At 66.8% G+C, this 12,116-nt stretch carries 10 protein-coding genes and 1 pseudogene; 2 read left to right on the forward strand and 9 right to left on the reverse strand.

All coding sequences use genetic code 11. The annotated features are described in order from the left end of the window. Positions 1–167 precede the first annotated feature (167 nt). The 9 genes and pseudogenes from F6X39_RS19250 to F6X39_RS19290 all read right to left on the reverse strand — a co-directional run bounded on the left by F6X39_RS19250 (position 168) and on the right by F6X39_RS19290 (position 9,289). Entirely contained in the window at positions 168–728 is a 561-nt protein-coding gene (locus tag F6X39_RS19250; RefSeq protein ID WP_187617735.1) for a phosphonate degradation HD-domain oxygenase, read from the reverse strand. 3 nt (positions 729–731) lie between these two features. Next, positions 732–1,651 (reverse strand): annotated as a pseudogene (locus tag F6X39_RS19255) (aldehyde dehydrogenase family protein). Continuing rightward, a complete protein-coding gene (gene phnA, locus F6X39_RS19260) occupies positions 1,648–2,913 on the reverse strand; it encodes a phosphonoacetate hydrolase (RefSeq protein ID WP_262414747.1) in 1,266 nt (421 codons plus the stop codon). Before phnA ends, F6X39_RS19255 begins: the two are co-directional and overlap by 4 nt. A 121-nt stretch (positions 2,914–3,034) precedes the next feature. Then, on the reverse strand, positions 3,035–3,790 hold the full coding sequence (locus tag F6X39_RS19265) for a phosphonate utilization associated transcriptional regulator (RefSeq protein WP_187617736.1): 756 nt from the start codon (positions 3,788–3,790) through the stop codon (positions 3,035–3,037). A 177-nt stretch (positions 3,791–3,967) separates the two neighbouring features. Then, entirely contained in the window at positions 3,968–4,831 is an 864-nt protein-coding gene (phnV, locus tag F6X39_RS19270) for a 2-aminoethylphosphonate ABC transport system, membrane component PhnV (RefSeq protein WP_184068119.1), read from the reverse strand. Beyond that, positions 4,821–5,783 (reverse strand): 2-aminoethylphosphonate ABC transporter permease subunit, encoded by a 963-nt coding sequence (locus tag F6X39_RS19275; protein WP_184071353.1) that lies wholly within the window; start codon positions 5,781–5,783, stop codon positions 4,821–4,823. Before F6X39_RS19275 ends, phnV begins: the two co-directional genes overlap by 11 nt. After that, positions 5,761–6,861, reverse strand: coding sequence for a 2-aminoethylphosphonate ABC transport system ATP-binding subunit PhnT (phnT, locus tag F6X39_RS19280; RefSeq protein WP_187617737.1), 1,101 nt, complete (start codon positions 6,859–6,861; stop codon positions 5,761–5,763). The genes F6X39_RS19275 and phnT overlap by 23 nt, the downstream gene beginning before the upstream one ends. A gap of 73 nt (positions 6,862–6,934) precedes the next feature. Beyond that, the gene (gene phnS / locus F6X39_RS19285; RefSeq protein WP_187617738.1) at positions 6,935–8,026 is read right to left on the reverse strand and encodes a 2-aminoethylphosphonate ABC transporter substrate-binding protein; all 1,092 of its coding nucleotides are present in this window, start codon (positions 8,024–8,026) and stop codon (positions 6,935–6,937) included. A gap of 507 nt (positions 8,027–8,533) precedes the next feature. Further along, positions 8,534–9,289 carry a DeoR/GlpR family DNA-binding transcription regulator gene (locus F6X39_RS19290; protein ID WP_090806218.1) on the reverse strand — a complete coding sequence of 252 codons (756 nt, stop codon included), beginning with the start codon at positions 9,287–9,289 and terminating at the stop codon, positions 8,534–8,536. Between the two features lie 295 nt (positions 9,290–9,584). Here F6X39_RS19290 and F6X39_RS19295 point away from each other — a divergent pair, with 295 nt between their 5' ends. Then, positions 9,585–11,141, forward strand: coding sequence for an ABC1 kinase family protein (locus tag F6X39_RS19295; protein ID WP_187617739.1), 1,557 nt, complete (start codon positions 9,585–9,587; stop codon positions 11,139–11,141). 86 nt (positions 11,142–11,227) lie between these two features. After that, entirely contained in the window at positions 11,228–12,097 is an 870-nt protein-coding gene (locus F6X39_RS19300; RefSeq protein WP_187617740.1) for a DMT family transporter, read from the forward strand. The last annotated feature ends 19 nt before the right edge of the window (positions 12,098–12,116 follow it).

Consider the following 12,116-nt stretch of genomic DNA (forward strand, 5'->3'; position numbering starts at 1 on the left):
TTAACCTGCCCACGCCGCTGAAGCCCACGCCATCAAAGGCTTCCCGCTTCTCCGCACCCCGGCGTCCGGAGCGCGAAAGAGCGGAATTCTAGTCGCCGACATCGGGACTTGCAAGCGATATTTTGACCGCTCGGCGCGCAACCTACCGCGACCCAAAACACCTCGACTCACGCAGTCGCATGCGCGCGCATCGCCCGTTCGACCACGGCCAGATAATGGTCGATCCCCGGCGTCGCGCGATCCTTCTCTTTCGCGCGATCGTCCCATCGGCGCAAACGCATCGCGTCTTTGGCGTACGGTTTCTGCATAAACGCCTGCGCCTCTTCCCTGCTGAAGACCCCGCCCTGCAATTGCAAGCTGCGCACCGAGTCGGCGGACAGCTGGCCAAAATAGGTAGCGTCGATCGCGCACAGGCAGCGCTTCGCGTCGACGTGCAGACGAATCGGCTCCAGCACCGCATCCGACAACACCGGCCGCAAAAACGGCAAGGCGAAATACTGATGCAGATCGTCGACACCCCGTTCCGTCGGCGTCTCCCCTTGCAGGTTCAGCAGATGGCCGAGGTCGTGCAAGAACGCCGCGGCGACGAGTTCGTCGCTCGCGCCTTCCGCCGCGGCGAGCGCGCCGCTCTGCAACGCGTGCTCGAGCTGCGTCACCGGCTCGCCGCTATACGCGAGGCTGCCGTGTCGCTCGAAGAGCACACGGATATCGTCGAGACTCAATGCCACCTGTTACTCCCAAGGTAATGAAAACGTCTTCAGATTGGTAAAGCTCTTCATCGCTTCCTGAACGCCTTCCTTGTAGCCTAGCCCCGAATCCTTGATGCCGCCGAACGGCGTCAGCTCGATCCGATAGGCTGGCACTTCCCACACGTTGACGGTGCCCTCGCGCAGCTCATTAATGAAACGCGTGATCGCGTCCTGCCGGTTCGTACACACGCCCGACGACAGCCCGAACGGTGTTCCGTTGCTGACGCGAATCGCATCGTCGAGCGTGTCGAACGCGATGACCGGCGATACCGGCCCGAAGGTTTCCTCGCGCACGAGCGTCATCGACGAATCGACGTTATCGAGCACGGTCGGCGCATACAACGCGCCGCGGCGCTCGTTGCCGAGGCGCAGGCGCGCGCCCGCGGCCACCGCCTCATTAGCGCGACCTGGTTCATCGGATGATTGAACGGCGTGATCGCGACGATCACGCCCGCGAGCGGCTCGCGCTGCGAGAACACGCGACGCCTTTTGCCATGCGGCGTCAGATCGCACGAGAAACTCTGACCGTCGTCGCGCAACGCCTCGAACGAGGCAAAGCGGAACACGTCGGCGACGCGGCCGATCTCGTAGCCCGAGTCCTGCTTCGACAGACCCGACTCGAGCGAAATCAGATCCGACGCCGGTTCGATCCGCTCACGCAGCAGCACCGCCGCGCGCTCGAGAATCTGCGAACGCTCGTAGCGCGACAGCGTCGGCCGATACGCGAGCGCGTAGTCGAACGCGGCGCGCACATCGTCGATGCTGGCGAAGGGCACCGTGCCGACGCGCATGCCGGTATAAGGATCGAACACGTCGAGCGTCCGGGCGCGCGTCGCGCGCTCGCCGCTCAGCCGCAGCGCTTCGGCGCGGAACTCAGGATGGTCCCGCGGCGCCGTGTTCACGATGTCGACACGCGATTGAGCGCGACGTCGAAGATATCGAAATTGCGCAGCCGTTTGCCTTCGCTGCCGGTGGCTGATGGCTGAACGCGCCGGTTGAACAGCAGTGGCACTTCCTGCTCGGAAATCCCGCCGTGCGAGCGCAACGGCACGGTGAGCCCGGACAGGTCGTGCTCGTCGCGCCGCGTGCCGAGCACCACATGCTTCGTGCCGATCACGACCAGATCGCCGATGCGATCCTCAGGCAGCCCGAAGCGCGCACACGCGGCGCGTCGATCGAGCACGACTTCGATTCCCGGCAGGCGGCCGATCCGCGCAATCACGGACGCAGCATCGACCTCGCGCGGCAAATAGACCGTCGCGAACGAACCCAGCGCGCCATGATGCACGACGTACGGATCGGTGATCGGCAGAATCACGCGCGCCGTCGACGCCTCGAGCCAGTCGTCGAGCAAGTCCTGCAGATAGATCACGTTCGGCTCGCCGGTCTGCGGATCGTGCTTCGCGTTCATGCCGTGATCGGCGGTGAGGCCGATCACCCAGCCGAGCGCGTCGAGCTTCGCGAGATAGCCGTCCATCATCGCGTAGAACGCGTTCGCGCCTTCGGTGCCGGGCGCCCATTTGTGCTGGATATAGTCGGTCGTCGACAGATACATGAGGTCGAGCTTGCGTGTCTGCGCGAGCCGCACGCCGGCCGCGAACACGAATTCCGACAACCCCGCGCTATACACGTCGGGCAATGGCAGGCCAACCAGATCGAGCACGTCGTCGATGCCGTTTTCCTCGCGCGTCACCTCGTCGGCTTTCTCCGCCGAAAAGCAGATGCCCTTCAACTGCGAGCCGAGCAGCCCGCGCAGTTTGTCCTTCGCGGTGACGACGGCGACCGCGGCGCCCGCGTCGGCGGCGGCCGCGAGCAGCGTGGGCGCGCGTAGGTAGGCGGGATCGTTCATCATCACCGCCGCGCCCGCGCCGTCGTTCGCGTGGGTGTCCCAGAAGTAGTTGCCGCAGATGCCATGCACGGACGGCAATACGCCGGTCACGATCGACAGGTTGTTCGGGTTCGTGAACGACGGGATCGCGCAGTCGCCGCGAAACGCCGCGCCGCCCTCGAGCATCGAACCGATGAACGGCGCGACGCCGGCCGCGGCCGCCGCTTCCAGGTACGCAAACTCGCAGCCGTCGACACAGACAACGACCGTCGGCTGCGAAGGCAGCCGGTAACTCCGGCCGTTGACTTCGATCGTGCGTTGCTCGGGGTGTGTCATCGCGTGGTTTTCCATTGCCGGGGTTGTCATTGCAAAGTCTTGATCGCCGGGTTGTCTGTTCGTGGGGCGAAGCTGCCGCGGCGTTTGCCGGTACGCTTGCCTCGGCTTCATCGCCGCGCCGTCATCGCCCGCGCGAGCCAGCCGCACCCGCGCCTGCCGGGAGGTGCTGCTCGTGCGCCGCATCGCCCGCCGCCTCGCAGGCCGCATGCGCGCGCTGCAACCCGCCCTGCACATGCGCGCGCATCAACTGCGCGGCCTGCTCCGCATCGCGCGACGCGAGCGCTGTCAGAATCGCGCGATGCTCGGCGAGCGAGCGCGCCATCGCGTCGGCCTGCCCGACTAGCGCCGCACGCCGAAACAGGCTCAGCTCGCTGACGAGCCTGCGATACGTGTCGTACAACTTCGTGTTGCCCGCCGCCGCGACCAGCACATCGTGAAACGCGACGTTCGCGCGCGCATACGCATCGTGATCGTGCGACGCGAGCGCCGCGCGCATCGCGTCGACCCAGTCGCGCAGCACCGCGAGTTTGCCCGCATCGATGCTCGACGCGAGCATCCGGCACGCCCCCTCTTCGAGCACCGCGCGCACCGCGTAAATCTCGTCCGCCTCCGCGAGCAACACCGTCCGCACGAACACGCCGCGATTCTTCTCGGTGCGCACCAGACCCGCCTGCTCTAGCGCGCGAAACGCCTCCCGCACCGGCCCGCGCGACACCTGCAATCGCGCCGCCCAGTCGGCTTCGTTGAGCTTGTCGCCCGGCGCCAGCATGCCGCCGACGATCTGCCGCTCGATCTCGTCGCGCACCAGCGTCGTCAGCGAATGGCGGCGCAGGACCTCGATCGGATCGACGGAAGCAGAGTGCATATATTCGGTCATTTGGACAACTTTTGCCACATCTACATCGATGCTGACCGGTTCGCGCGCGTGCTTCAGATCAACGAAATCGCTCGCCGATCACTCGGATCACTCGGATCACTCGGATCACTCGGATCACTCGGATCACTCGGATCACTCGGATCACTCGGATCACTCGGATCAGTCGGCTCAGTCGGCTCAGTCGATCCGGCGCCGCGGAGCGCGCGCCGCGATCAGCAGCAGAGCGACCAGCGAGACCAGCAGCAGAATCAGCGACAGCGCGGAAGCCGGCAGGTAATAGCCGCGTTCCACCTGCCCGACGACGACGATCGGCACCGTCGCGAAGCCTGGCGGATATACGGTCAGCGTCGCGCCGAGTTCGCCGAGCGACAGCGCAAAGCCGAGCGCGAGACTCGCGCGTATCGCCGGCACCAGTTGCGGCAACACGACGCGGCGCAGCACCATCGACGGCGGCGCTCCGAGGCTCGCGGCCGCTTCGCGCAACACGGTCAGCTCCGGGCGCAGCGCGGCGGCCGCGCAGCGGTAGCAGAACGGCAGTACCAGCGCGAGCTGCACGAACACCACGATCGCCGCCGAGCTCGACAGATCGAGCGGCCGTTTGTGATACGCGATCAGCACCGCGAGGCCGAGCACGACGCTCGGCACGCCGTTGGGCATCATCGCGATCGTGTCGATGACGGCGCCGAGGCCGCGCCGGTCGCGTCCTTCGAGCGCGAGCGCGAGCCACAAACCGAGGATCGTGCCGAGCACCGCGACGCCCATGCCGACTTCGAGGCTGGTGGTCAGCGCGTCGAAGTCGCTCGAACCGAGACGCTCGAACCAGCGCATGCTGAAGCCGTCGGGCAGGATCGTGCCGGACCAGTGCGACGCGACGCTCGATAGCGCGACGACCAACACCGGCAGCACGAACAGCCAGAAGCACAGCAGCGCGGCAAAGCCGAGAAACAGACCGCCGAGCAGTCGCACCGCGAGGCTGTGCCGCACCGGCCGGCCCTTCTTGTGCATGACCGGCAGCACGGTCGGATCGAGTTCAACGGCCATGACCGGCTCCTTTCACCTTGCGACGATTGACACGCCGGTACAACGCGTACAACGACAACGACATCAGCAGCATCACGACCGCGCCGGCGGCGGCGGTCGGCAGGTCGAGATCGACGGTGGCGGCGCTGTAGATCGCGACCGGCAGCGTGATCAGATGGGCGCTGCCGAGCACCAGCAGAATGCCGAACTCGTTGAGCGTCAGCAGAAAACACAGGATCGTGCCGGCCGCGATGCCCGGCCACGCGAGCGGCAGGATCACCTTGAACGCGACCATCAGGCCGTTCGCGCCGAGGCTGCGCGCGGCTTCGATCAGTCGCTGGTCGAGCAGCGCGAACGATGCCAACGTCGGACGCACGACGAACGGCGTATAGAACACGACTTCCGCGAGAATCACGCCGCCGATGCCGAACAGAAAATCGAGCGGCGGCGCCTGCAGATTGAACAGCCGCTGCAGCCCGATGCTGACCGAGCCTTGCGAGCCGTACAGAAAGATCAGCGTGAACGCGACCAGAAACGACGGGAACGCGACGAACAGTTCGAGAAAGCGCGTGACCATGCGCGCGCCCGGAAACGGCTTGAAGAACAGCAGCGACGCGAGCGCCACGCCGAGCAGTGACGCCAGGCTCGCGCTCGCGAACAGGATGCCGAGCGTGGTGCCGATCACGCCGCGCGTTTCGGGGTTACCGAAGAACGTTACGTACGCGTGGCCAGACAGGCCATGCGCGCCGGTCAGACTCAGCATCACGAGCCGCACCAGCGGATAGATGACGAGAGGTCCGAGCACCACGACTGCAATGAACAGCAGATGCCATTGCGCGAGGCGCTCGCGCCGCTTGACGGCGGCCGCGTGCGCCGCCGCGCTCGCGAGACGGCGCGCGGCGGCGGCTTCGGCCTCGGCTTGCGCGGCTAGGTCGAGTGGGTTGGACGTATCAGGGCTTGATAAGGACGACATCGCCAGCCTCGTAACGCAGGGAAACACGCGCGCCCTTCTCCGGCGTCATGCCGAGACCACGCTGCAGCGTGACGAGCAGGGGGTCGTTCGGCAGCGCATCGAGCACGACCGATACCGACAAGGCCGCGCCGTACCACTCGACCGACGCGATCGCGCCGTGCAACTGCCCCTCTCCGAGCGGCACGATGCGCAGCGCCTCCGGACGCAGACACGCGACACGTTCGCGCTCGTTGTAGCGCGCGTCGTCCATGCCGAACGCGACCTGCGGCGGCAGCAGATTGGCCGCGCCGAGGTAGCGCGCGACGAAGCCGTCGGCCGGCGAGTCGTACAGCTGCTGCGGCGTGCCGAGCTGCGCGATATGGCCATCGCGCATCAGCAGCGTGCGATCGGACAGCACGAGCGCGTCGTCCTGATCGTGCGTCACGCAGACGATCGTCAGATTCGGCAGGCGTTCATGCAGCGCCTTCAGTTCGGAGCGCACCGACGCGCGCAGATTGGCATCGAGCGCGGACAGCGGTTCGTCGAGCAGCAGCACGTCGGGCTCGATCACAAGCGCGCGAGCGAGCGCCACGCGCTGCTGCATGCCGCCCGACAGTTGCGCGGGCATCACGTGACCGGCATCGCCGAGCTGCACGAGCTTCAGCACCTCGGCGACGCGGCGCGCGACGTCGCGCGCCGGAATACGCCGCGCGCGCAACCCGAACGCGACGTTCTCGAATACCGTCAGATGCGGAAACAGCGCGTAGCTCTGGAACAGCAGTCCGAGGTTGCGCTTGTGCGGCGGCATGTGCGTCAGATCGCGGCCGGCCACCGTCAGCGTGCCGGCCAGACCGTCGGCCTCGATGAAGCCCGCGATGAAGCGCAGCAAGGTCGTCTTGCCGCAGCCGCTGCGGCCGAGCACGGTGAGCAACTCGCCGCGCCGGATGGTCAACGACAGATCGTCGAGCACCGTGCGCGCGCCGAAGCGCACCGTCAGGTGATCGATCTGCACGCCGCCCGGCGCGTCCGAACGCGCGGCGTCGAGCGCATCCAGCGGAGCGCCAGGCGCAGTGGGGTGAGCGAGACTGGCCGTATTCACCGGAGTCGTCCTCCAACAGGATTAATGCTGATGCGGCGCCGCGCATTACGTGCGAAGCGCCGCCTGAATCGACTTACTTCGGCTTGACCACTTCGATCTCTTTGCCCGACGAACCGATCACGTCGCTCTTCCAGCGCGCGGTCCAGTCGGCCTTCTTCGCCATCACGTGGTTCCAGTCGACCGGAATCAGCTTGACGCCGCTGATCGCCTGCTTGACCGCTTCGCCGTTCTTGCCCGCGAGCGGCACGTCGCTGCGACCCGGAATGCCGAAGATGTCCGGCACCTTCGACTGCACTTGCGTCGACATCAGATAGTCGATCAGCTTCTTGCCCTCGGCCTGGTTCGGACCGTTCTTGATCAGCGCGATCGCGTACGGCAGCTGGAACGTGGTCGGCTGACCGCCGGGCGTGGCGGCGAGGAACACCGGTTTCAGCGACAGGCCGCCGTTGGCCGCGTCGTCGAGATCCATCTGCAGATCGCCGTTGGCGACCGCGATCTCGTTACGCGACAGCAGCACGTCGAGATAGCCCGTGCCCTTGGTGTGGAACTTGGCGCTCTGCTCAAGCTTCTTCAGATAGTCGAACGCCTGGTCTTCGCCCATCAGCGACGAGGTCAGGATGATCACCGCCATGCCGTCGCCGGCGGTCGCCGGATTCGAATACGCGACCTTCCCGGTGAAGTCCGGGTGCAGCAGGTCCGCGAACGTCTTCGGCTGGGTTTTCGTGACTTCGGGGTTGATCGCGAACGAGAAGTAGTTGTTCACGAAGGTCGCCCACGCGCCGTTCGGCGCCTTCGCGATGGCCGGCACGTTCTTGTAGTTGGCGCTCTGGTACGCCTGCAGCAGGCCGCTCTGGTCGGCCTGCTGAATGAACGGCGGCAGGGTGACGAGCACGTCGGCCTTCGGCTGATCCTTCTCGATGGTCGCGCGGTTCACGACTTCGCCGCTACCCGCCGTGACGATATTGACCTTCACGCCCTCCTTCTTTTCGAAGGCCGGCAGCACATCCTTGTACAGATTTTCGAGGCCGTCGGCCGTGTACAGCACGACGGCATCAGCCGCATGAGCCTGCATCGCGGCACCGCCGAACGCGGCCGCGGCGACCAGCGCCGGCAGCAGTTTGCGCGCGAGGCCGGCCGCGGCGTGAAGGGAATTCGTCTTTTTCATGTCGCTCTCTCCGAAGCTAAAAACCAGACGGTCGGGATAACCCATACCTGTAGTGATTGAACGGCGGCACGCGCCGCTTGCGTGTTGCCCGCTGCGGTTGCCGCGCCGGTCTGTCGTGGATTGCAGATTGCCGACAACTTTGCCGCTTCTCGCCCAGCCTGACTGACAGCCCCCTACCACACCCGCGCTGCCTGCCGCGCCTGAGCGGGCACGGCAAGAATCACAGGTTTCGATGACAAGGCCATGACGACTGTGCTGAATTCCAAAAAAAGACACAAATTGCCAACTCAGGCCAACCGATGGAATTCGTCGCGCCATCCAAAAACGGAGCCCCGCGCGCCGATCCCGTGTGGATCGTACATGGCGAAAATGACGATGTATGCACGGTGCGTCGGGAAAATGCGGAGGGGGCGGGTGGCTTTTTTGTATTTAGATTTTGGCGGGCGCGAAATGTCGCTCAGCGCGGGCGGCGTACGAACGCGGCGGGAACCGCCCCGCCAGCCCGTCTCAGGCGATCAGAATCTCCGGACCATGCGCGGTGATCGCCGTGCCAAGCGCGCGCTCGGGCGCCAGTTCGGTGACCAGATACCGCGCCGACTCGATCCCGTTGATGCGCACCGGCGTCACGCGTCCGAATTTCGAATGATCGGCGACGACGACCACCATGTCGGCCGCGGCGATCATGCGGCTGCGTACTTCGGCCGCCATGCGGCTGTAGTCGGTGAGATAGCCGTCCGGCGAAATTCCGCCCGCGCCAATGAACGCGAAATCGGCGTGGTACTGCGTGAGCTGCTGAACCGTGTCGAGGCCGAAGGTCGCGTCTTCGATATCGGACAGCTCGCCGCCGAGCAGCGTCACGCGATTGTCGTTGCGTCGGCCGAGCAGCAGCGCGATGCGCCAGTCGTTGGTGTAGACCGTCAGCCGATGCCGGTCGAGCAGCGCGCGCGCGACCGACTGCGTGGTGCTGCCCGAATCGATGATCAGCGACGCGCCGTCCGGCACGAACTCGGCCGCGCGCTCGCCGATCGCGCGCTTCGCGCCGGCGTTCTCGGCTTCGCGCGTATCGAGATCGGGCTCGCGCCGATCGCTCGACAACGCGCCGCCGTGTGTCGTCACGAGCAGGCCGCGGCCGGCCAGCGCGTTGAGGTCGCGACGGATCGTTTCGCGCGATACGTTCAGTTCGCGCACCAGTTCGGCGACCGACAGCGCGCCGTGCTTTGCGACCTGCGCGAGGATGTATTGATGACGTTGTTCTGCGAGCATCTGAGAAGGCCGGAAGCCGGCACGCTTGGGTTTCGCCGTGGTTGAGGAAGGCCGCCGTATTGTATTACGCGTATTGCGCGTCGTCGGTGCTGGCGTGCAGGTGGCGCTCAGGGTGGCGTGGCGGCGCGTTCACGGCGCGCTCGGCTTGCATCGAGCCGCCCTTGCGCGCGAACACGCCAGCCATCGCGCCGACCTGCTAACCTTGACGGCTGGACTCGCCGGCCATGCGGCGAACGCAACGCCGCCGCCCGGCCGAGTCCCGCGCACAACGCCTCGCCCGTCAACCGAACCGCCGATGCCGCCACTGTTTCGCCGTCTACTGCTGCTGTTCCATGCGCTGCGTTACGGGGCGCGCCTGATCTGGCTCGCCGCCCCGCCCGACCACAAGCTGCACTGGATGATCGAACTGATCGGCCGCGTGCATGCGTCGGAGCGCAGCGGCGCGCAGTTGCATGGTCTGCTGCCGGCGCTCGGTCCGCTCGCGAGCCGCTTCGCGCAGACGCTCGCCAGGCGCCCCGAGCTAGCGAGCGGCACGCTGCATGACGCGCTGGACGCCATCGATCACTTGGAAGTGCCGCTGTCGCCGGACGACTCCGCGCTGGCTTTGACTCGCGCGTTCGGCCGGCCGCTCGGCGAGCTGTTCAGCGCGGTCGACCTCGTGCCGGTACGCAGCGGCTTCGCCGAGCAGACCCATTTCGCGCGGCTCGCGATGCCGCTCAAAGGTCATCACGAAGTCGCCGTCAAGCTCGTGCGCGCGCAGCAGTTGCAGCAGATCGGCGATGAACTCGGCCTGTTGCGCTGGGTCGCGCGCTGGCTCGAAAAGCTGTCGCGCGTCGCGCGCCGGCTGCAGTTGCGCGCGCTCGCACAAACCTTCACCGACGACATCCTGCGCCGCTTCGACTTGCGCGCCGAAGCCGCGAATCTGAGCCAGACCGGCCACCATTTCGACGGCGACAAGCGCATCGTCGTGCCGGACGTGATCTGGGATCTGTGCACCGACCACACGCTGACGATGCAGCGCATCAACACGCTGCCCGCGAGCGACCTGCCCGGTCTGCACGCGCACGGCATCAAGCTGGCGCCGCTCGCCGCGCATATCGTCGAGGTCGTCACCGAGCAGGCATTCGAGCATGGCTTCTTCCACGCGACGCTCGATGCGCGCCGCGTGCGCGTCAGCATCGAGCCGGACACGCTCGGGCGCCTCGTGCTCGCGGAGTTCTCGATCATGGCGACGCTGTCGAGCGACGAGCGCGAATTTTTCGTGCACGGCGCGACCGCGTTGTTCGACCAGGACTACGGGCGGCTCGCCGACATGCATCGCGAGGCCGGCCACGTGCCGGACGACACCCGCGCCGAGCTGCTCGAAGCCGAGTTGCGCACGCGCGCCGAAGCGCACTTCGCGGCGGCGCCCGAGGATCGCTCGGCGGGTTCGCTGTTTCACCATCTGCTGCACGGCGTGCAACCGTTCGACGGCCACGTGCCGGGCGCGCTCGCGACCGCGCAGCGCTCGTTCCAGCAGGCGGAGATGCTCGCGCGGGCGCTGCATCCGGGCATCGATACATGGAACATCGCGCGCGGCGTGCTCGCCGATATCGCGCGACGAGATCTCGATCATCGGGGCTGGCTCAAGCGACTGTCACACGAGCTGCCGCATCTCGCGCATATGCTGCCGCGCGTGCCGCAACTGGCGGTGCGCTATCTGCAGCAGCACGATCGCACCGTCACCCCGCAGCAGAACGCGCAACTGCTCGCGGATCTCGCGCGCGAATACCGGCGCACGCGCTGGCTGCTGTGGGCATGCGTCGTCTGTGGCGGCGTGCTCGGAGCGGGGATGACGCTGCTCGCGTGGTGACGGTCCCGCGCGCGCGTTGCAGCTTTGAACAAGACGCGCGCCGCCCGTGCCGCCAACATGGCGGCTTTTTCACCCCTCCCGCCTCGATGCTCGCTTCTTTTCTTGCCGCCGTCTTCGTCGTGCTGTGGTCGACCGGTTTCGTGGTCGCCCGCGCGATCACGCCTTATGCCGATCCCAATCTGTTTCTGCTTGCCCGCTTCGGCGGCACCGCGCTGGTCTTCGCGCTGGCCGCGCTGGTCGCGCGCGCAGCCTGGCCAACCGGACGCGACTTCGGCAAGCACCTGGCCGCGGGCGCACTGCTGCAAGGCGTCTATCTCGGCGCCGGCTACTGGGCCGTCGCGCAAGGTCTGAGCGCGGGCGTGATGGCCTTGCTCGGCGCGCTGCAGCCGCTCGCGACGGCCGCCGTCGCCGCGCCGCTGTTCGGCGAGCGCTTGTCGCGGCGCGGCTGGAGCGGCATGGCGCTCGGCCTCGCCGGCGTCGTGCTGGTGCTCGCGCCGAAGCTCGCTGCCGCGACGCCGCCCACGCACGGCAACGCACCCGCGTGGCTGGTCGTGCTGATATCGATCGTCGCGGTGGGGGCGATCACGGCGGGCACTCTGTTTCAGAAGACCTCGCTCGCAAAGGCCGATATTCGCAGCGCGAGCGCCGTGCAGAACGTCGGCGCGGCGATCGTCGCGGGAGTGCTGGCGCTGGCGCTCGGTGAGCATCGCTGGATCGCGTCGCCGACGCTGTGGGCATCGCTCGCGTGGGGCATCGTGATGCTGTCCGGCATCAGCGTCACGTTGCTCGTCTGGATGGTCCGGCGCGGCGATGCGGCGCGCGCGACTGCCCTGCTGTTTCTTGCGCCGCCGCTTGCCGCGCTCGAAGGCTATCTGGGGTTCGGCGAAACGCTGCTGCCAGTGCAGATCGCCGGATTTGCGGTCGCGCTGGCCGGCGTGTTGTTGGCGAGGTCGTGAGGGGCGCCGCGCGCCAGTA

Source organism: Paraburkholderia sp. UCT2 (assembly GCF_014397665.1).
GTDB lineage: Bacteria > Pseudomonadota > Gammaproteobacteria > Burkholderiales > Burkholderiaceae > Paraburkholderia > Paraburkholderia tuberum.

What these genes read in the sequence shown, in the direction of transcription:
- phnA (WP_262414747.1), bottom strand. Translation starts at nt 2,913, where the DNA reads ATGACACACCCCGAGCAACGCACGATCGAAGTCAACGGCCGGAGTTAC.
- F6X39_RS19265 (WP_187617736.1), bottom strand. Translation starts at nt 3,790, where the DNA reads ATGACCGAATATATGCACTCTGCTTCCGTCGATCCGATCGAGGTCCTG.
- phnV (WP_184068119.1), bottom strand. Translation starts at nt 4,831, where the DNA reads ATGGCCGTTGAACTCGATCCGACCGTGCTGCCGGTCATGCACAAGAAG.
- F6X39_RS19275 (WP_184071353.1), bottom strand. Translation starts at nt 5,783, where the DNA reads ATGTCGTCCTTATCAAGCCCTGATACGTCCAACCCACTCGACCTAGCC.
- phnS (WP_187617738.1), bottom strand. Translation starts at nt 8,026, where the DNA reads ATGAAAAAGACGAATTCCCTTCACGCCGCGGCCGGCCTCGCGCGCAAA.
- F6X39_RS19290 (WP_090806218.1), bottom strand. Translation starts at nt 9,289, where the DNA reads ATGCTCGCAGAACAACGTCATCAATACATCCTCGCGCAGGTCGCAAAG.
- F6X39_RS19295 (WP_187617739.1), top strand. Translation starts at nt 9,585, where the DNA reads ATGCCGCCACTGTTTCGCCGTCTACTGCTGCTGTTCCATGCGCTGCGT.
- F6X39_RS19300 (WP_187617740.1), top strand. Translation starts at nt 11,228, where the DNA reads ATGCTCGCTTCTTTTCTTGCCGCCGTCTTCGTCGTGCTGTGGTCGACC.